The 18,141-nt window shown below is 50.6% G+C and carries 21 protein-coding genes and 4 tRNA genes; 23 read left to right on the top strand and 2 right to left on the bottom strand.

Annotated elements, in window-relative coordinates; translation table 11 throughout:
- Positions 1 to 140 precede the first annotated feature (140 nt).
- From HYT76_10490 to HYT76_10455, 8 genes are all read left to right on the top strand, one after another.
- Positions 141 to 923 (top strand): enoyl-CoA hydratase/isomerase family protein, encoded by a 783-nt coding sequence (locus tag HYT76_10490; GenBank protein MBI2083970.1) that lies wholly within the window; start codon positions 141 to 143, stop codon positions 921 to 923.
- On the top strand, positions 924 to 2,069 hold the full coding sequence (locus tag HYT76_10485) for an acyl-CoA dehydrogenase (protein MBI2083969.1): 1,146 nt from the start codon (positions 924 to 926) through the stop codon (positions 2,067 to 2,069). It abuts the gene before it with no gap.
- Positions 2,066 to 3,664 (top strand): methylmalonyl-CoA mutase family protein, encoded by a 1,599-nt coding sequence (locus HYT76_10480; protein MBI2083968.1) that lies wholly within the window; start codon positions 2,066 to 2,068, stop codon positions 3,662 to 3,664. Before HYT76_10485 ends, HYT76_10480 begins: the two co-directional genes overlap by 4 nt.
- Complete coding sequence (locus tag HYT76_10475) at positions 3,664 to 4,068, top strand: cobalamin B12-binding domain-containing protein (GenBank protein MBI2083967.1); 405 nt, start codon at positions 3,664 to 3,666, stop codon at positions 4,066 to 4,068. Before HYT76_10480 ends, HYT76_10475 begins: the two co-directional genes overlap by 1 nt.
- A gap of 164 nt (positions 4,069 to 4,232) precedes the next feature.
- Positions 4,233 to 5,564 carry a thiolase domain-containing protein gene (locus tag HYT76_10470; GenBank protein MBI2083966.1) on the top strand — a complete coding sequence of 444 codons (1,332 nt, stop codon included), beginning with the start codon at positions 4,233 to 4,235 and terminating at the stop codon, positions 5,562 to 5,564.
- A 161-nt stretch (positions 5,565 to 5,725) separates the two neighbouring features.
- On the top strand, positions 5,726 to 6,259 hold the full coding sequence (locus HYT76_10465; GenBank protein MBI2083965.1) for a Zn-ribbon domain-containing OB-fold protein: 534 nt from the start codon (positions 5,726 to 5,728) through the stop codon (positions 6,257 to 6,259).
- A gap of 115 nt (positions 6,260 to 6,374) precedes the next feature.
- On the top strand, positions 6,375 to 6,659 hold the full coding sequence (locus HYT76_10460) for a nucleotidyltransferase family protein (GenBank protein MBI2083964.1): 285 nt from the start codon (positions 6,375 to 6,377) through the stop codon (positions 6,657 to 6,659).
- A complete protein-coding gene (locus HYT76_10455) occupies positions 6,646 to 6,975 on the top strand; it encodes a DUF86 domain-containing protein (GenBank protein MBI2083963.1) in 330 nt (109 codons plus the stop codon). Before HYT76_10460 ends, HYT76_10455 begins: the two co-directional genes overlap by 14 nt.
- Here the strand turns inward: HYT76_10455 and HYT76_10450 are convergent.
- Positions 6,969 to 8,210 (bottom strand): hypothetical protein, encoded by a 1,242-nt coding sequence (locus HYT76_10450; GenBank protein MBI2083962.1) that lies wholly within the window; start codon positions 8,208 to 8,210, stop codon positions 6,969 to 6,971. The two genes, HYT76_10455 and HYT76_10450, sit on opposite strands and share 7 nt — an antisense overlap.
- A 111-nt stretch (positions 8,211 to 8,321) precedes the next feature.
- Between HYT76_10450 and HYT76_10445 the strand changes: the two genes are divergently transcribed.
- Genes HYT76_10445 through era form a run of 6 tightly spaced genes read left to right on the top strand, consistent with a single transcriptional unit; the run spans position 8,322 to position 13,006 of the window.
- A complete protein-coding gene (locus HYT76_10445) occupies positions 8,322 to 8,828 on the top strand; it encodes a hypothetical protein (protein MBI2083961.1) in 507 nt (168 codons plus the stop codon).
- Position 8,829: 1 nt separating this feature from the next.
- Positions 8,830 to 9,027: a hypothetical protein gene (locus tag HYT76_10440; protein ID MBI2083960.1), complete on the top strand. Its 198-nt coding sequence runs from the start codon at positions 8,830 to 8,832 to the stop codon at positions 9,025 to 9,027.
- 44 nt (positions 9,028 to 9,071) lie between these two features.
- The gene (locus tag HYT76_10435) at positions 9,072 to 10,280 is read left to right on the top strand and encodes a cysteine desulfurase (GenBank protein ID MBI2083959.1); all 1,209 of its coding nucleotides are present in this window, start codon (positions 9,072 to 9,074) and stop codon (positions 10,278 to 10,280) included.
- 32 nt (positions 10,281 to 10,312) lie between these two features.
- Positions 10,313 to 11,410, top strand: a complete 1,098-nt coding sequence (mnmA, locus tag HYT76_10430) for a tRNA 2-thiouridine(34) synthase MnmA (protein ID MBI2083958.1) — start codon at positions 10,313 to 10,315, stop codon at positions 11,408 to 11,410.
- Complete coding sequence (gene rnc, locus HYT76_10425; protein ID MBI2083957.1) at positions 11,322 to 12,110, top strand: ribonuclease III; 789 nt, start codon at positions 11,322 to 11,324, stop codon at positions 12,108 to 12,110. Before mnmA ends, rnc begins: the two co-directional genes overlap by 89 nt.
- Positions 12,107 to 13,006 carry a GTPase Era gene (era, locus tag HYT76_10420; GenBank protein ID MBI2083956.1) on the top strand — a complete coding sequence of 300 codons (900 nt, stop codon included), beginning with the start codon at positions 12,107 to 12,109 and terminating at the stop codon, positions 13,004 to 13,006. The genes rnc and era overlap by 4 nt, the downstream gene beginning before the upstream one ends.
- Here era and HYT76_10415 read toward each other — a convergent pair.
- Entirely contained in the window at positions 13,003 to 14,049 is a 1,047-nt protein-coding gene (locus HYT76_10415; GenBank protein MBI2083955.1) for a 3-deoxy-7-phosphoheptulonate synthase, read from the bottom strand. The genes era and HYT76_10415 overlap by 4 nt on opposite strands.
- Before the next feature lie 66 nt (positions 14,050 to 14,115).
- Here HYT76_10415 and proS point away from each other — a divergent pair, with 66 nt between their 5' ends.
- The 9 genes from proS to HYT76_10370 all read left to right on the top strand — a co-directional run.
- The gene (gene proS, locus HYT76_10410) at positions 14,116 to 15,366 is read left to right on the top strand and encodes a proline--tRNA ligase (protein MBI2083954.1); all 1,251 of its coding nucleotides are present in this window, start codon (positions 14,116 to 14,118) and stop codon (positions 15,364 to 15,366) included.
- Positions 15,363 to 16,025, top strand: coding sequence for an orotidine-5'-phosphate decarboxylase (pyrF, locus tag HYT76_10405; GenBank protein ID MBI2083953.1), 663 nt, complete (start codon positions 15,363 to 15,365; stop codon positions 16,023 to 16,025). Before proS ends, pyrF begins: the two co-directional genes overlap by 4 nt.
- Positions 16,026 to 16,365: 340 nt before the next feature.
- The gene (locus tag HYT76_10400) at positions 16,366 to 16,632 is read left to right on the top strand and encodes a hypothetical protein (protein MBI2083952.1); all 267 of its coding nucleotides are present in this window, start codon (positions 16,366 to 16,368) and stop codon (positions 16,630 to 16,632) included.
- A 46-nt stretch (positions 16,633 to 16,678) separates the two neighbouring features.
- Positions 16,679 to 17,413, top strand: a complete 735-nt coding sequence (gene rlmB, locus HYT76_10395) for a 23S rRNA (guanosine(2251)-2'-O)-methyltransferase RlmB (protein ID MBI2083951.1) — start codon at positions 16,679 to 16,681, stop codon at positions 17,411 to 17,413.
- Between the two features lie 130 nt (positions 17,414 to 17,543).
- Positions 17,544 to 17,615 (top strand) — tRNA-Thr (locus HYT76_10390).
- 110 nt (positions 17,616 to 17,725) lie between these two features.
- Positions 17,726 to 17,808: transfer RNA gene (locus HYT76_10385), tRNA-Tyr, on the top strand.
- A gap of 1 nt (position 17,809) precedes the next feature.
- Positions 17,810 to 17,881: transfer RNA gene (locus tag HYT76_10380), tRNA-Gly, on the top strand.
- A gap of 9 nt (positions 17,882 to 17,890) precedes the next feature.
- Positions 17,891 to 17,963 (top strand) — tRNA-Thr (locus HYT76_10375).
- A 73-nt stretch (positions 17,964 to 18,036) separates the two neighbouring features.
- A partial coding sequence (locus tag HYT76_10370) for a hypothetical protein (protein ID MBI2083950.1) occupies positions 18,037 to 18,141 on the top strand: 105 nt, incomplete at its 3' end.

Raw genomic sequence — 18,141 nt, 5'->3', positions numbered from 1 at the left:
TTGGAATTAATAATGAAATTATTCGACTCTTGGGGCAGTGAGGTTATAAATAACCCAGCAGTGTCTTAAATTTTGACGGACAAGAAGTTCTGGATTTTGTTAACCGATTGTTTTACGCGAGGATCAAACAGGAGGCCTCCATGAACTTCCAATATCTAAAGCTTGAAAAGCAGGATCGGATCGCGACCGTTTGGGTCAATCGTGAGAAGGCGATGAATGCCTTGAACCCGGATGTTTTAAAGGAACTAAAGGATTGTTTCCAAACCCTTTCCGAGGATCGGGAGGTCTGGGCGGTGATCCTGACCGGTGCGGGAGAAAAGGCGTTTGTGGCGGGTGCCGATATCGCGGCGATGAGCCAGATGACGCCGGAACAGGCGGCTGAGTTTGGCAAAATGGGCCATGAGACGATGTCTGCTGTGGAGAATTGTCAAAAACCGGTTCTGGCGGCGGTGAATGGTTTTTGTCTCGGTGGGGGTTTGGAACTCGCCCTCTCGTGTGATTTTATCTATGTCTCGGAGAAGGCGAAACTAGGGTTGCCTGAGGTTGGGCTTGGTCTCTTCCCCGGTTGGGGGGGGACGCAACGCCTCACGCGACTCCTCGGCAAGAATAAGGCGAAAGAGGTGATCTTCACGGGACGGATATTTTCTGCCCAGGAGGCGTTCCAGTTCGGGATCGTGAATCGTGTCTGTAAGCCTGAGGAACTGATGAATGAAGTACGGGTTATTGCGACAGAGATTTGCAAGAAGGGGCCGATGGCGGTTTCTTTGGCCAAGAGGCTCATGAATGAGGCGTGTAATACTTCATTGAACGATGGTCTTGCCAACGAGCGCAAGACATTCCCGGAATGTTTCAAGACCGAGGATTTGAAGGAGGGTTTGGAGGCATTTTTGGGGAAGAGACAGGCAAATTTCAAGGGGAAATGAATGGACTTCCAACTTTCCGAAGAACAACTGATGATCCGACAGGTGGCGCGCGAGTTTGCGCAGAAAGAGGTTGCGCCGCGTGCGGCGGAGATCGATGAAAAATCTGAGTTTCCGATTGCGGCGACCCGGAAGATGGCGGAGCTTGGGTTTATGGGGATGATGGTTCCACCGGAATGGGGTGGGACCGGGCTCGATACGATCAGCTATTGTCTCGTGATGGAGGAGATCTCGGCCGCCTGTGCCTCAACCGCGATAGCGATGTCGGTCAATAATTCACTCTTTTGCTGGCCGATTTTAAAATTCGGAACCGATGAGCAGAAAAAGAAATATCTCGTACCATTTGCGCGTGGTCAGAAGTTGGGGGCCTATGCCCTTTCGGAGCCGGCCTCCGGTTCCGATGCCGCCGGGATGAAGACGATCGCCAGAAAATCAGGCAATCACTATATTCTGAAAGGGACCAAAAATTTCATTACAAACGGTCCGCATGCCGATGCGATGATCGTCTTTGCGCTGACCGATCCGTCTAAAAAGCATAAGGGGATCTCCTGTTTTATTGTCGAAAAAGAATTTCGTGGTTTTTCTGTTGGAAAGATCGAGAAGAAATTAGGAATTCGTGCCTCAAGCACGAGTGAAATCGTCCTCGATGATTGTGAGGTCCCCGCAACAAATATTTTGGGGGCCGAGGGGGAAGGGTTCAGGATTGCGATGGCGACACTCGATGGAGGACGGATCGGTGTCGGGACACAGGCGCTCGGTATCGCCCGTGCGGCGTTTGAGCATGCGTGCGATTATTCGAAACAACGAGAGGCGTTTGGACAACCGATTGCCGATTTTCAGGCAATCCAGCATTACCTCGCCGATATGGCCTTGAAGATCGATGCCTCGCGTCTGCTCCTCTGGAGGGCTGCCTGGATGAAGGATCGGGGGCTTCCCTTTACAAAGGAGGCGGCGATGGCAAAACTTCATGCCTCGGAGGCGGCGATGTGGATCACGCACAAGGCGGTCCAGATTTTCGGCGGCTATGGCTTTTGCAAGGATTACCCGGTCGAGCGTTTCTTCCGTGATGCGAAGATTACCGAGATCTATGAGGGGACCTCTGAGATCCAACGGCTCGTGATTGCCCGGGATGTCTTGAAAGAATCATGACAGAGAAGAAGGCAAGAGAATTTACCACCGTCTCCTCCTGGCCGATCAAACCACTTTATGCCTCAGAGGATTTAAAAAACTTCGATCCGAAACGCGATCTTGGGGAGCCAGGGGAATATCCTTTCACGCGCGGTCCGTACAAAACGATGTATCAAGGCAAGCTCTGGACGATGCGCCAGTTTGCCGGCTTCGGGACACCGGAGGACACCAACAGGCGTTTTAAATATCTGCTCGATCACGGGATGATGGGGCTCTCCACCGCCTTCGATATGCCGACCCTGATGGGTTTCGATGCCGATCATCATTTGGCCCGTGGAGAGGTGGGGATTGAAGGGGTCAATGTCAGCTCCCTTGCCGATATGGAGGTCCTTTTCGATGGGATTCCCTTGGAAAAAATTACCACCTCGATGACGATCAATGCCCCCGCGATTGTCCTGATGGCGATGTATGTTGCCGTTGGTGAGAAGAAGGGGATACCTCCGGAAAAATTAGGAGGGACGATTCAGGCCGATATCCTGAAGGAATTTATTGCCCAGAAGGAATGGATCTCGCCACCGGAGCCTTCGGTTCGGATCCTCATGGATATGGTGGAGTGGTGCGCGAAACATATGCCGAAGTGGAACTCTATTTCTATTTCTGGTTATCACATCCGTGAAGCAGGGGCGACGGCGGTACAGGAACTCGCCTTCACGCTTCGGGATGGGATTGAGTATATTGAGGAAGGGATTCGCCGTGGCATGGATGTCGATCAATTTGCCCCACGTCTTTCGTTCTTCTTTGATGTCCACAATGATTTCTTCGAGGAGATTGCAAAATTTCGGGCCGCTCGCCGGCTTTGGGCCAAAACCATGAGGGAAAGGTTTCATGCCAAAGATCCAAAATCCTGGATGTTGCGGACCCATGCCCAAACTGCCGGTGTCAGTCTGACGGCCCAACAGCCTTATAATAATGTGATCCGCACGACGATTCAGGCCCTGGCTGCCGTCCTTGGTGGGACACAGTCGCTTCACACCAATTCCCTCGATGAAACACTCGCTCTTCCGACAGAAGAGGCGGTCCGGATTGCCTTAAGGACGCAGCAGATCATCGCCTATGAAAGTGGGGTTCCTTCTTCTATTGATCCGATGGGGGGATCTTATTTTGTGGAGACATTGACCCATGAGATGGAGGTGGCGGCGGCCGATTACATCCGGCGGATTGATGAAATGGGGGGGATGCTGAAGGCGATTGAACGTGGCTTCCCTCAACATGAGATCACGGAGTCTGCATATCGCTATCAAAAACAGGTCGAGTTAAAGGAAAAGATCATTGTCGGGGTGAATGACTATAAGATGGAAGCTGAGGAGCCGATCGAAATTTTAAAAATCAGTCATGAAGTTGAGAAACAGCAGGTGAAGCGACTCCGAGAGGTCAAAGAGAAACGAGACAGGAAAAAAATAGAACATGCCTTGAATGACTTGAAAAAGGCGGCAGGGACTTATGAGAATCTGATGCCTTATGTCTTGAATGCGGTTCGTGAGTATGCAACGGTCGGCGAGATCTGTGATGTTTTTCGGGAGATGTTTGGGATATATCGGGACCCGGGGGAGTTTTAATGGATCGCAAACTTCGAATCCTCGTCGCCAAGCCTGGTCTCGATGGTCACGATCGGGGGGCCAAAATTATCGCTCGCGCCTTGCGAGACGCCGGGTTCGAAGTGATCTACACCGGTTTGCACCAGACTCCCGAGATGATTGTCAGTGCGGCGCTTCAGGAGGATGTCGATGTTGTTTCCGTCTCGATCCTCTCAGGGGCTCATAATTATCTATTTCCCGAGGTGATCAAACAGCTGAAGGCAAAAGGGCTGACAGATGTCACCGTGATTGGGGGAGGGACGATTCCAGAAGAAGATATTCCGGGTCTTAAAAAGGCAGGGGTCCAGGCGATCTTTACTCCGGGGGCGGATACCAGAGACGTGGTTGACTGGATCAAAAAAAATGTTAAACCAAGAAAATTTTAGCAAGGATGTCGACAAGGTGGTTTTTCCAGGATGTTGAAAAAGGTCCCAGATACGAGGCAGGCCGCTGAGGCGCGACGCAGGCGTACTTGGGCGGTACGTCGAGGAGCGACCGAAGCGGACAACGAAGTAGATGGGCCTTTATCAACATCCTGTTAGGGGGTTCTATGAGACCTGTTTATGTCGTCAGTGGAGGGGTTAGTAAATTCAAAAAGGCGAGACCGGACAAGACCTTTCAGGCGATTGTAAAAGAGGCGGTTGTCTATACCCTCCAGGATATTGGCCTTGAGTACGGAAAATTTCTGGAAATTGTTGACGGCTCTGTCGCCTCCTATTTTTCAGATCATTTCACGCGCCAGTTGATGGCGGGGATCATGGTTCAGGATTATCTCGGACTGACTCCCAAGCCGTCTCATCGTGTTGAAGGAGGAGGAGCAACGGGAGGACTTTGTTTCCAGGAGGCCTGGAAGAGTATCGCCTCAGGGAACATGGATCTCTGTCTGGCCTATGGTTTTGAGACGATGAGTCATGTGAACACCTGGAAGGGGAACGAATTTATCGCATTGGCCTCAGATGTCAGCTTTGATTATCCTGTCGGCGGTTTTTATTCCGGTTATTACGCGATGATGGTCGTTCGCCATATGAAGGAGTTCGGAACGACGGTGGAACAGATGGCGCATGTCTCGGTGAAAAATCACATGAACGCCTATCACAACCCGTACGCGCAGAAGCGTCAGAAGTTGACGATCGGTGATGTGCGTGGGGCGCCGATCGTTGCCTGGCCGCTGACCCGTCTCGATATCTGCGTGATGAGTGACGGGGCCGCCTGTACGCTGATCGCCTCTGAGGAGGGGATTCGCAAACTTGAAAAGGCGACCGGGAAATCGGTCAACGCGGTCAAGATTACCGGAATCGGCCGCGGGACCGATGCGATGCGGATGTCCGATCGACCCCACAAGGAGGTTCCGCTCCTGCCCCATGAAAAGGCGGAGGATTACGTCGGCAAGCAGTTTGTCGGTGGAAAATTAAAGTATCCCGGGATCCATTCCTTCCGGGCCGGCCGGACCGCCTCGCTCCAGGCTTACAAGCATGCGGGAATTAAAGACCCGTTAAAAGAGATCGATTTTGTCGAGTTGCACGACGCCTATACCTCTTCTGAAATTCAGACCTACGAAGATATGGGGCTCTGCCGTTACGGCGAAGGGGGGGAGTTTGCGACATCGGGAAAAACATTTATGCCGGGGATCGAATACGGTCTCAAACTGAAAGACCAACCGGTCTGTCCGGTCAATCCGTCGGGCGGTCTGATCGCCTGTGGCCATCCGGTCGGTGCGACCGGCCTGATGCAGGCGGTTTTTGCGATGTGGCAGTTACAAGGGACGATCGGCAAGCATTTTGGTGACCCCAAGCTCCAGCTCAAGAATCCGAAGCGGGGGGCGATTCATTCGCATGCCGGGACGGGGACGTATGTGAGCGTGTCGATATTGGAGAAGAGTTAGGATGTTGATAAAGGCCCATCTACTTCGTTGTCCGTTTCGGTCGCGATCCTCACGTACGGTACAAGTACGCTCCGGTCGCGCCTCAACGGCCTGCCTCGTATCTGGGACCTTTCTCAACATCCTTTCTGCCGGCTTTTGTCCACAAACTGACAGGAGACTTTATGACAAAAAAAAGGATTCAAGAAGTGGTTGAAGAGACGGATGAGGGGACAATACTCTTTAATGTCCCGATGCCGCGGAATGTGGAGCTCCTGAAGGATCTTTCGCCGATCATCATCAAGCAGTCGTACCATATCGACTACATCCACAGTTACGGTCAGGACTCACCCTGGTTTGCGGGGCTTGCCAACAAACGTTTGCTTGGGACCCGATGCCAAAAATGTCGTTACGGTTTTGCGACCCCAAAGCTCTCCTGCATGGAGTGTGGTGGGGAGTGTGACTGGGTCGAGATGCCGCTGGAGGGAAAAGTTCACACCTTCACCGTCTGTGAATTCGGTTCCGAGGAATTTTTAAAAGAGACGCCGTTCCTGCTCTGTCTGGTCGAGTTTGAGGGGTTTAACACGCTTCTCTTGTCGCGCCTGATCGGTCTCGATCCAAAAGAAGCGACGCTGAACTGGGTCGGGATGAAGGTGAAGGCGAAATTCCGGCGGAATTCGAAGTTCAAACCGACGGATGTTTATTTTGTGCCGGCCTAGTTGATTCGGATTTTACCCGCCGCCTCCAGAATTTTACAGATCGACAAAATTGATTTTTTTGGTAAGCTTTATCCGGACTTAGACAAGGAGTGTTCTCGTGAAGAGCCATATTGAGATGAATCAGCAAGAAATCGCCGACTTTTGCCGAACGCGTCGTATCCGCAAGCTTTCGCTATTTGGTTCCGTCCTTCGGGATGATTTCAGTCCGGATAGCGATGTTGATGTTTTGGTTGAATTTGAAAAGAATGTTGCTGTCGGGTTTTTAAGCCTGGCCGGGATGGAGTTGGATCTTTCCAAAATTTTGGGAAGAAAAGTCGATTTAAGAACGCCCGCCGAGTTAAGCCGCTATTTTCGCCGTGAAGTCTTGCGAGAGGCACAGGTTCAATATGCACAGGGATGACAGGACGCGCCTCCGCCATATGTTGGATGCCGCCAAGGAAGCGATTGCCTTTACCAAAAACGAATCCCGAAATTCTTTGGATGCAAATCGAATGCTTGTTCTTTCCCTGGTCCGGCTGATCGAGATTCTCGGAGAGGCAGCCAATCAGGTTTCAAGGGAGTTTCAGGCAAAGAATTCGGGGATCCCATGGCCTCAAATCATTGCTATGAGAAATCGGCTGATTCATGCTTATTTTGATATAGATCTCGAACGGCTTTGGGATACGGTGAAAGAGGATCTCCCCCCACTTGTAAAACAGCTGGAGGAAATTCAGTAGTCTCTCCCCTTAACACTCCTGGCCAAGAGACTCAGTACCGTCTTGCGTAGATCTGCGGCCCCATTATCGAAATCTTTTCGCTCGCTGATAACACCTGCCAGTGCAGCCACTCGACCGATACCATCCGGAGAAGAGGTGGTCCTGACATAAAGCATCGCATCTTCCATGAGCGGCGTTGCGGCGAGTCTCCAATCTGTCACCTCAGCGAGGTATTTCTCTACCAGTCCTTGATACTTTTCTGGATCACAGGCCCGGTAGAGGTCCCGGAACGGACGCATCCCGTTATCAACCCCGGTTAATAGTTTCTGTTCCCAGTCGGCAACAAATCGTGCCCTTGCCGCATCATCAAGATTTCCTGTGTAGATACCTCGGAGTGTCGGACCAAACTTTGCCCAATCCTCCCCCTTAAAGACAAGGGGGGCCTGCTCCAGAACCGTTTTCGCGAGATCGCTTCGGTGGGCGATCAAGACGTTGAGCTCTGCCGGACCCCAGTCAAAGAGACGAAGAGACTCGAGTGTCTTGTTTATATCCGCTTTCTGGAAGAGGTCGGGTTTGTCTGTTATTGCCCGACGCATTAGAAATCCCATTCTTGTATCTTTCAAACCTTTCTCCAGGATCGCTCGGCCATCCTGTTGTGTAAGCCAATGTGGAAATAGAAGATCATCAAAAGGGGGTGCAAAAAAAACAGGTTTTTCTTTTCCAATTTCGATAAGTGCTGTGTGGGCTGACAGATTTCCTCCTCTCGCCTTGAAATAGAGATCGGAAAACGCCGATCGTTCTCCAGCCATCGCTCTTTCCAAAAGACCTAATATAGAAAAATGGGTATAACCGAGACCCAGGGCAAAAGATGCTAGCTGTAAACCGATAGGAACAAAATCCAATAGTTTAACTGGATCCTCATCTCTATATTTTCTATCATCTTGACGGGCTATCCTGAGTATACGCCAGACATCCTGTTGGTGAATGACTGACAGTCCGCAGAGTATCTGGATGAGGCAGAGTGGGAGGCCAATTTTTGCCGTGGTTCTTGCTAAGCTGAAATTTTCACGACGGAGAGAGAAAAAATGGAGTCCTGTAAGCCCACCGGAGATGACCCCGAAGAGATTAAAAAAGAGTTTCTTCTGGTATTTTTCAGGCTCATCGGTGTTGCGGATCTTCTCCAAGGAGATACAGGAACTGGCGAGTTCCCATCCCCCTAAGCCGAGCCCCATTACCATCCAAATCTGTTGTCCCATGGGTACCTTATAGCACTTTCATCGCGCTAAGGTTCATTTTGGTTGCGGAGAAAAGGTATAGAGTGATGAGATTTTGACTTTGGCTCCTTTTAGAGATACAGACCTTCCTCCATGGCGGTTCAGATCTCTTTTCAAAAAATCCTAGTTTCCCTTTCCAAGGCGAAGGTTCGTTATCTCGTTGCGGGAGGGGTCGCGATGAATATCCTTGGCATGGAACGAGCCACTTATGACCTCGATCTAATCGTCTTCCTTGAAAGAAGTAATATTCTGAAATTTACCGGTGTTATGACGAAGTTGGGCTATCGGCCTAAGGTTCCTGTCAAGGCAGGGGATTTTGCTAATGAGAAGTTACGCGAACAGTGGATTCAGGAGAAGAACATGGTGGTCTTTAGTTTTTTTGACCCAAAGAGTCCCTTCGAGGTTATCGATGTTTTTGTCTATCACCCTCGACCTTTTGCAGAGATGTACAAGGCGGGAAAGAAAGGGAAGATTTTTGGTCAAAAGATTAGAGCAGCGAGTGTTAAGGACATGTTATTTATGAAAAGGAAGGCGGGACGACCTAAGGACCAGGTTGACATCCGGTTTCTGGAGGCTATCATTAGAAAACAGGAGGATTAGATTGAAAAAGGATTTTCTGACGATCCCTAAAATTCCATTTTCTGATGATGAGTGGAAGGCAAGCCGGAGGTATCTACGACTTCCGCTTCAGAAAAAGCTTGCCCTTCTCGACCGTATGAGATCACTCATGTTCGATCTCTGGAAGGAGAACCCATCGATTCGTCGGGATTACGAGAAGTGTCAGAAGTTGTTCAAGTAACCTCCCTTGCTTCTCTTGCCCACTTCCCCTAGGTGTTTGACCCCATGAAGGTTTACCTCGACTACAACGCCACCACGCCCCTTGCCGATGAGGCACGGATCGCAATGGAGCCGTATCTCAATGGCAAGTTTGGGAACCCCTCCAGCTTGCATTGGGCGGGGCAGGAGGCGCGGAAGGGGCTCGATGAGGCTCGGGCGGAGGTCGCCAAGATTTTTCATGTCGGTGAAGGGGAAATCTATTTCACCAGCGGCGGGACCGAGGCGGCAAATCTAGCCCTAAACGGGATTCTGATGACCAGAAAGTACCGGTTACTTTCTGGTAAACCTCATGTTATTGCCTCTCCCATTGAACATCACTCTGTCCTGGAACCGATTCAGGTTTTGGAAAAGAGGGGGGAGCTCTCGGTCAGTTGGTTAACCGTCGATGCCGCCGGTCAGATCGACCCCGATGAGGTGAGAAAGTTGATTCATCCGGAGACCGCTTTGATCGCGATGATGTTTGCCAACAACGAAATCGGCAATATCTACCCCATCACGGCGGTCGGTCGAATCGCACGAGAACATAAAATCCCGTTCTTTTGCGATGGAGTTCAGGCGGTCGGAAAACTACCGATCGATCTGACCCTGCTGCCAATTGATCTCTTCTCTTTCTCAGCCCACAAGTTTTATGGTCCGAAGGGGGTCGGTGGCCTTTTTGCGCGGAAGGGGACTCGGCTAGAGTCTTTACTCGTTGGTGGGAGTCAGGAGCGGGGGAAGCGAGGGGGGACCGAGAATCTTGCCGGGATCGTCGGTCTTGCGGGGGCCCTAAAGAAGGTTTATGGAGAGCTGGAAATTGAGATGAGACGAGAGGCCGGTTTGAGAGATCGCCTGCAGGAAATGCTGCTTTGTATTCCAGGGGCGAAGGTTTATGGAGACCCGCAAAGTCGGGTAGGTAACACCCTCAGTATCGGTTTTGAAGGGATTGCGAGTGAAATGATTTTGGTGGCGATGGACCGTGAGGGGATTGCCGCCTCAAATGGCGCTGCTTGTGTCTCGGGTGCGCTGGAACCGTCGCATGTCTTGCTGGCGATGGGCTGTTCGCAGCTCGAGGCAAAAGGGGCGGTCCGTTTTTCCATTGGGAGAGAGACGACCGAAGAAGAGATAGAATATGTCGGTAAAATTTTACCAAATGTGGTTAATCGGTTGCGGAATCACGTCGGATTTACTCCGCGTGATTCCGCCACGCTAGGGGGTTCGGGGGAGACGTCCGCGTAGCGGTCCCCCGGTATGATGATGAGGTTAAGAGAGTGACGGTTCTCCAGAAAAACAGGGTCGTTGTTGCGATGAGCGGAGGGGTCGATTCCTCCGTCGCTGCCTTGTTGTTAAAGGAACAAGGGCTTGAGGTGATCGGGATCTCGATGAAGACGCATGAAGGAAATGGGGATGACAATTCGAGATCGCAAACCTGTTGTACGGCCCAAGATCTCCAGGATGCGAGGCAGGTCTGTCAACAGCTCGACCTCCCTTTTTATCCGCTGAACTTCAAGGATGAGTTTCGGGAGAATGTGATGCAGTATTTCGCCTCGGAATACGGACAAGGGAGGACGCCGAATCCCTGTGTGCTTTGTAATGACAAGCTCAAGTTTTCTTCACTGCTCGAGAAGGCCCGTCAGCTCGGGGCTTATTATGTGGCGACCGGACATTACGTGCGCAAATCGAGAGACTCCAATGGTCGCTATCACCTGATGAAGGCGAGGGATCTTAATAAGGATCAGTCGTATTTCCTCTTCGGTCTCGATCAACAACAGCTGGAGCATATCCTCTTTCCCGTGGGACGCTATATGAAGGAAGAGGTGAGGGGGCTTGCCGAGAAGGCTGGACTCAAGGTCTCTCAGAAGCCGGAGAGTCAGGAGATCTGTTTTGTCACGACCGGGCATTATTCTGACTTTATTAGCAATAACTTCCCTCAGTACCGGGGGAAACGAGGGATGATCGTTGATCGTGAGGGACATGTCTTGGGAGAGCATGACGGGATTCATGCCTTCACGATCGGACAACGGCGTGGTCTTGGGGTTTCTGCGGCCGAGAGACTGTATGTCACGGGGATTCTCCCTGAGGAAAACAAGGTGGTTCTGGGTCCTCAGGAGGCGCTCATGAAAAACAGCATTTTGGTGAAGGAGGTCAGGTGGGTTCAGAGAGACCAGATTTCTGTTGGGACAGCAGTCGAAACCCAGATTCGCTATCGTCACCCCCCAACCCCTTCTGTGATCAGTCGTCTGGAGGGTTCGATGGCGTTGATTGATTTCAAGAGACCGGATGGGGCGATCACTCCGGGACAGGTGGCGGTCTTTTATCGCGGAGAAGAGTTGCTCGGAGGAGGTTGGATTGAAAAAGGGATTGATTGAACTTTCGTCGGAAGAAAAAAGAAGGCTTAAGGAACTGGAGAAGGCATTCGGTCACACCTTCAGGAATAAAGATCTCCTGAGGCGCGCGTTGACCCATCGTTCTTATGCGAATGAAAAGCGTCTTCCGCAGGAAGAGCATAATGAGCGCCTCGAATTTCTGGGGGATGCCGTTTTGGAGCTCTCGATCAGTGAATTTCTCATGAAGCGCTTTCAAGATTATTCGGAAGGCAAATTATCAAAACTTCGCGCCGCGATTGTGAATGAAGGGCAGCTTGCGGAGATCGCGAAGGCGCTCAAGTTAGGGGATTATCTTTACTTGGGTCATGGGGAGGAACAATCACAGGGACGAACGAAGAACTCCCTGCTGGCGGATGCGTTTGAGGCCTTATTGGGTGCCACGTATCTCGACAAAGGTTATAAGAAGGCGGCGCAGATTGTTGAGAGGCATTATGAAAAGCTTTTGAGCAGCTCCCCGCTCGAGGAATTTTATCGTGATTATAAAACAGACCTCCAGGAAAAGGCCCAAGCGCTTTTTCGGGCTATTCCAAGATACAAACTAGCGGGGGAAGAGGGGCCGGATCACGAAAAGATTTTTAAGGTTGAACTCTTCATCCGGGAGCATCTGATGGGAAAAGGGATCGGTCGCAGTAAAAAAGAGGCGGAACAACACGCTGCCCAGGAAGCATTGGATAAGTTGTGAGCCGCTCTTTTAAATCAGGCTACATTGCGATCGTTGGTCGTCCGAATGTCGGGAAATCGACCCTCCTGAATGCCTTTCTCGGCCAGAAGATCGCCGCCGTTTGTGACAAGCCCCAAACCACACGCCACAGGATCCTCGGGATCAAGACGACGGCCGAAGGCCAGATGCTTTTTGTCGATATGCCCGGGATCCATCGTCCTCACAAGAGCCTCAATGAGTATATGATGGATGTGGCGCGCGCCGCCCTCGACGAGGTCGACCTTTTTCTTTTCGTTGTCGAACCTTCGAAAAAGACCCTTCACAACGACCACCAGGTCTTTGAGATGATTCAACATCGAAAGAAACCGATTTTTCTTGTAATCAACAAGACAGATCACACCTCTCGCGACGCCCTGTTGCCGATTATCGAGTCGTATCATCAGGAATTTCATCCGGATGAGATCTTTCCGATTTCAGCAACACGTCAAAAGGGTCTTGAGGCCTTGGAGAAAGAGATATTGAAGAAGCTTCCCGAAGGGCCGCTTTATTTTCCTGAGGATCAGGTGAGTGATCTCCCGGACCGATTTATCGTCGCCGAAATGATTCGGGAGAAGATAACGGCGCTAACACGCGAAGAGGTCCCTTATTCCGTGACGGTCCAGATTGAGTCGTATCAGGAACCAAAAGAGGGAGATTCGAAGAAGCTTGTCAGGATCCAAGCTGCCATCATTGTTGAAAAAGATTCGCAGAAGGGGATTTTGATCGGGAAGAAGGGGGAGATGATCAAGAAAATTGGTACCGAAGCGAGAATCGAAGTTGAGAAACACCTCGGCCTCAAGGTTTTTCTCGAACTGTTTGTCCGCGTCGAGGAGAATTGGACGAAGGATCCGAAGAAGGTGAAGGAGTTGGCGTATTAGGCCCTCAGAATCAGTTGTTCCGTCGTTTTCCAATCAATGCACTTGTCGGTCACCGAGACGCCGTATTTCAATTGTCCGATCTCCTTCAGATCCGGCGGGATTGATTGATTCCCCTCGAAGAGGTTCGATTCCAGCATCATGCCGATGATCGATGAATTTCCCTCCTTCACCTGCTTCATCGTTTCCTGAAACACAATCGGTTGGCGTTTGGGATCTTTTTTTGAGTTTCCATGACTGCAGTCGATCATGATCTCCTGACGGAGTCCCGCCTCCTTCAGCGCCTTTTCGCAGAGCGAGACACTTTCCGGATCATAGTTCGGATGCTTCCCTCCACGAAGAACAATATGACCGTAACGATTCCCCTTTGTCTTGAAGATCGAGGTCCGTCCTTGCATGTCGATACCGAGGAAGTGATGTGACGTGAGCGCCGATTTCATCGCATCGATCGCGACCTGGATGTTGCCGTCGGTTCCGTTTTTGAAGCCGACCGGCATTGAGAGGCCGCTTGCCATCTCGCGGTGAGTTTGCGATTCGATCGTCCGCGCGCCGATCGCCGACCAGCAGATCAGATCGGAGATGTATTGCGGGACGATAGGATCGAGCGCCTCGGTTCCGGTTGCAAGTCCCGTTTCCGTGATGTCGAGCAGCAACCTTCGGGCCTTTTTAAGTCCTTCCTCAATATGAAACGAATCATCCATGAAAGGGTCGTTAATGAGCCCCTTCCAGCCGATCGTGGTCCGCGGTTTTTCGAAATAAACCCGCATCACAATAAAAATTTTCCCCTTTACCCGATCGGCCAGCGATTTGAGTTGTCTCGCATATTCAAGGGCTGCCTTCGGGTCATGGATCGAACAGGGACCGACGACGAGCATGAGTCGCTTGTCCTTCCGATCCAGGATGTTTTGGATCGTTTCTCTTCCCTCGAGGACTGTTTTGAAGCTCTTCTCTGAAACCGGAAAGAGTTTGAGGATCTCTTCCGGTGTCGGAAGCGGAGTTGAGCGGGCGATGTTTGTATTAACAATTTTCTTCTCGTTCGATGGCATCGGGGGCAGTATACGGTTTCCCAAACTTCTTGCAACTAGTAGTCGAAATCGTTAGTGACAATTTCTATGCGATTTTCCCAATCATTTATTCCCACGTTGAGAGAGGCACCGGCTGATGCCGAAGTGATCAGCCATCAACTCATGTTGCGTGCCGGGATGATTCGAAAGGTCGCCTCTGGCATTTACAATTATCTTCCCCTCGGGCTTCGTGTGATTCAGAAGGTCGAGCAGATCATCCGGGAAGAGATGAATGCGGCGGGGGCTCAGGAGCTCCTCATGCCGATGGTTCAGCCGAAGGAGCTTTGGGAGGAGTCAGGGCGTTGGGCAGAGTACGGAAAAGAATTGCTTCGTTTGAAAGACCGCCATGAGCGCGACTTTTGTTTGGGGCCGACGCACGAGGAAGTGATTACCACATTAGTCAAAAATGAGGTCCGCTCCTATCGGCAGCTTCCCGTCATGCTCTACCAGATCCAGACAAAATTTCGGGACGAGATCCGTCCCCGCTTTGGACTCATGCGAGGTCGTGAGTTTATGATGAAGGATTGCTACAGCTTCGATCGGGATGAGAAAGGGGCGAAAGAGAATTATGAGAAGATGTTTCAGGCGTATAAAAGGATATTTAGTCGATGCGGCGTTGATTTTCGACCGGTCGAGGCGGGAACGGGCCTCATTGGGGGAACACTTTCCCATGAATTTCATGTCTTGGCCTCTTCGGGGGAAGATGAGGTCTTCAGTTGTTCACAATGTGACTATGCGGGGAGCTCTGAAAAAGTTCCTGAAAATAGGAAATGCCCGAAATGCCAATCCGTTTTGAAAAGTTTCCGCGGGATTGAGGTCGGACAGGTTTTTTATCTCGGGACAAAATATTCGAAGGCGCTTCGGGCCGTTTATCTCGACACTGAGGGAAAGGAACAGCTGATTGAGATGGGGTGTTATGGGATCGGTGTCGGTCGGACTGCGGCTGCGGCGATTGAGCAGAACCATGATGATCAGGGGATCATTTGGCCACTTCCGATTGCGCCGTACGCTGTTGAGATTATCCCGCTTGGCAAAGAGAATCCGGAGGTGAAGGAGCTGGCCGAGAAATTTTATAACGAACTTCAAAGAGAGAGAGTCGATGTCCTGCTCGATGATCGCGATGAATCACCTGGTGTAAAATTTAAAGATGCCGACCTGATCGGGATTCCATGGCGAATCCAGATAGGTCAGAAGGGGCTTGCGAAGGGGGAGGTGGAGATCAAGTGTCGCAAGACAGGAGAGACGACCTTCATCAAAAAGGAAGAAGCGGTTGCCCGAATAAAGGAAAAGGTTTTGTGACAGAGGATCGTTTGATCGTCGCCCTTGATCTCCCAACGCTTGAAAAAGCGCGGGAGATGGTTCGACTCCTCAAGCCTGTTGTGAAAATATTTAAAATTGGACTCCGACTTTTTACCGCTTCTGGACCGAAAGTGGTCGAGATGGTCCACGCAGAGGGAGGCAAGGTTTTTCTCGATCTCAAATTTCACGATATTCCGAATACCGTTGCTCAGGCGTGTGAGTCGGCGGTTGCTCTGGGTGTCTCGATGCTGAATGTTCATGCCTCAGGTGGTGCCGAGATGCTGACGGCAGCGGCCACTGCAGTGAAGGGTCGTGCCAAACTGATCGGTGTCACGGTACTCACAAGCCAGCAGGTTTCGACACCGGATGACGTTCTTCGTCTTGCGTTGCTTTGTCGCGAGTCTGGTTTGGATGGGGTTGTTTGTTCTCCAAGGGAGACCTCTCAGGTCAGGGAGAAATTGGGAAAAGGTTTTCTCATTCTCACACCCGGGATTCGTCCCGCAGGATATAAAGGTGGGGACGATCAGAAAAGGATAGATACTCCTCAAAATGCAATCCGAGCCGGTTCTAATTTTTTGGTCATTGGGAGACCCATTCTCCAATCAGCGGATCCAATCGCCACTGTTCGGGAAATTCTTCAAGAGATCGTTACCATCTAATCCCTGACAGCCAGACTGCCTGCCCTCGGAAATCTTGCTCAAAGGTCCTGCGAAACTCGCCCGGCATCATCAAACGATTTTCCTCCGGTCCAAGGCTTCCCTGCGGAAAATCGTTTGGTTTAAATGTAGGTCTCAGACAGGTTCTCGGACCTTTTCGCGAGAATTCCCTCGCGGCAGTCTGGCCAGATACATCCCCAACTAGGGGATCCAACTCCCCACCTGAATCCTTGCTCTTGGCACGGCATACTATAAAAGCACAATAATTTCAAATATTTACAAATACTTTTTGGCACGGTTTTTTTGGAAGGGAGTATGCATGTAACCCTTATCAGGAGGTCGTATGAATGAGCCCAATGTTCCAGAGAAAGAGAATCTAGAGCTTGTCCTGGTGACCGCCTCGATGAACCATGAGTATGCCAAGAAGGAATACGAAAAGACGCAGTCATTTCATCGCAGAGAGGAACTGATGGCGCGAATGTCTCATCTTAAAAGCCTCTATTTTAATGTAAGACAGGCCCTTGCCGAGACCCAACCGATTCGCCTTGCCGAGATTGAGGAAGAACTTCGGCTTCAAAAAGAGCAGGTTTTTCCTGAATATCTCGTTTAAGTTTCAATAAGTTGACAACTTAAGGAAGTTTCATCAAAAGGGAGTGGTGTCCGATATTATTTTTGGGTGCCATGCCGTTTTTCATGCCTTGAAGGCAAGGCGTCGCCGTCTTCTCAAGGTTTCTCTCTTAAGAGAAGAGGGGTCTCTCGAGCAGGAAGCAATTCTAAGGCTTGCCCAAGAGAATCTGGTTCCTATTGAAAGATCGAACAAGTCTTTTTTTGCCTGTTATACCCAGTTTTCCCATCAAGGAATCATTGCGGAGGCAGAGGTTTATCCATTTGTAAATATTGATGAAATTTATCGAGAAGATCTCCTTCTCTTATGTGATGGTATCCAGGACCCTCAAAATTTGGGGGCCCTCTGTCGTACAGCTCTATTGATGGGGGTAGGTGGAGTTGTTTTAACAGAACATGGCTCTGTTTCTATAACCCCAGCGGTTTGCAAGGCGGCAGCAGGTGCGGTGGAGTATCTCAAATTGGTCACAGTCTCGAGCCTACCCAAGGTGATTAATCTCTTGAAAGAAAATAACTTTTGGATCTATGGGGCTGACAGTACTGCTTCAAAATCTCTCTACGACGAGGCCTTTCCTGAAAAGGTTGTCTTGGTTATTGGAGGCGAGGGGAGTGGGCTTTCTCGCCTTACAAAGGAACGCTGCGACATTCTTCTCAAGATACCAATGCCAAACCCTGTTTTGGGATCTTTGAATGCCTCAGTCGCCGGCGCGATCGTCCTTGGTGAGATTTCAAGGCAAAAACAGCAAAAATCGTCAAGAACCTCTTGACTTTAAAGAGCAAAATCTCTATAAACTTTCGACTTTTTTCCCGAGACCCCGCCAGGGGTGTGGGAACCTTTTTTGAGGAGAGGAATTTAGTTTTTTAAGATTTATGAATAGCGAGTGAGGAGACGATTGTGCTGGCGTAGCTCAGCGGTAGAGCAGCGGTTTTGTAAACCGCAGGTCGTCGGTTCAATCCCGACCGCCAGCTAAAAATCGGCGCTGCCGGTTTTTCCTCTATTTTCTAGAGCCATTTTTGAAACGGCACTGGAAAATAGAAAATCGAAAGTGGAGGGAAAGTTTGGTTGGCGCCAAATTTTCGGAGGGGTGCCCGAGTGGCCAAAGGGAGCAGACTGTAAATCTGCCGGCGTTTGCCTTCGGAGGTTCGAATCCTCCCCCCTCCATGCGGGAGTAGCTCAGGGGTAGAGCATCAGCCTTCCAAGCTGAGGGTCGCGGGTTCAAATCCCGTCTCCCGCTTTAGAAAGTGCCCCTGTAGCTCAGTTGGCAGAGCATCTCCATGGTAAGGAGAAGGTCACCGGTTCGATTCCGGTCGGGGGCTCATAGGATTTTGAGTGAGATTGAGTGAGAAAGAATTGAGTTAGGGTTGTTTTAGAAAAAGGAGGTCATCACGTATGTCGAAGGCAAAATTTGATCGTACGAAGCCGCATGTAAACGTCGGGACGATCGGGCATGTAGATCATGGGAAGACGACATTAACGGCGGCGATCACGAAGGTG

It is taken from the genome of Deltaproteobacteria bacterium, assembly GCA_016180845.1.
Lineage (GTDB): Bacteria > UBA10199 > UBA10199 > JACPAL01 > JACPAL01 > JACPAK01.
Note: the sequence above shows the minus strand (reverse complement) of the source record. Positions and strands in the feature narration are given on the sequence as shown.

What these genes read in the sequence shown, in the direction of transcription:
- HYT76_10470 (MBI2083966.1), top strand. Translation starts at nt 4,233, where the DNA reads ATGAGACCTGTTTATGTCGTCAGTGGAGGGGTTAGTAAATTCAAAAAG.
- HYT76_10490 (MBI2083970.1), top strand. Translation starts at nt 141, where the DNA reads ATGAACTTCCAATATCTAAAGCTTGAAAAGCAGGATCGGATCGCGACC.
- HYT76_10465 (MBI2083965.1), top strand. Translation starts at nt 5,726, where the DNA reads ATGACAAAAAAAAGGATTCAAGAAGTGGTTGAAGAGACGGATGAGGGG.
- proS (MBI2083954.1), top strand. Translation starts at nt 14,116, where the DNA reads ATGCGATTTTCCCAATCATTTATTCCCACGTTGAGAGAGGCACCGGCT.
- HYT76_10435 (MBI2083959.1), top strand. Translation starts at nt 9,072, where the DNA reads ATGAAGGTTTACCTCGACTACAACGCCACCACGCCCCTTGCCGATGAG.
- HYT76_10455 (MBI2083963.1), top strand. Translation starts at nt 6,646, where the DNA reads ATGCACAGGGATGACAGGACGCGCCTCCGCCATATGTTGGATGCCGCC.
- HYT76_10480 (MBI2083968.1), top strand. Translation starts at nt 2,066, where the DNA reads ATGACAGAGAAGAAGGCAAGAGAATTTACCACCGTCTCCTCCTGGCCG.
- HYT76_10450 (MBI2083962.1), bottom strand. Translation starts at nt 8,210, where the DNA reads ATGGGACAACAGATTTGGATGGTAATGGGGCTCGGCTTAGGGGGATGG.
- HYT76_10485 (MBI2083969.1), top strand. Translation starts at nt 924, where the DNA reads ATGGACTTCCAACTTTCCGAAGAACAACTGATGATCCGACAGGTGGCG.
- HYT76_10400 (MBI2083952.1), top strand. Translation starts at nt 16,366, where the DNA reads ATGAATGAGCCCAATGTTCCAGAGAAAGAGAATCTAGAGCTTGTCCTG.
- HYT76_10460 (MBI2083964.1), top strand. Translation starts at nt 6,375, where the DNA reads ATGAATCAGCAAGAAATCGCCGACTTTTGCCGAACGCGTCGTATCCGC.
- HYT76_10475 (MBI2083967.1), top strand. Translation starts at nt 3,664, where the DNA reads ATGGATCGCAAACTTCGAATCCTCGTCGCCAAGCCTGGTCTCGATGGT.
- rnc (MBI2083957.1), top strand. Translation starts at nt 11,322, where the DNA reads ATGGGGCGATCACTCCGGGACAGGTGGCGGTCTTTTATCGCGGAGAAG.
- HYT76_10445 (MBI2083961.1), top strand. Translation starts at nt 8,322, where the DNA reads ATGGCGGTTCAGATCTCTTTTCAAAAAATCCTAGTTTCCCTTTCCAAG.
- HYT76_10415 (MBI2083955.1), bottom strand. Translation starts at nt 14,049, where the DNA reads ATGCCATCGAACGAGAAGAAAATTGTTAATACAAACATCGCCCGCTCA.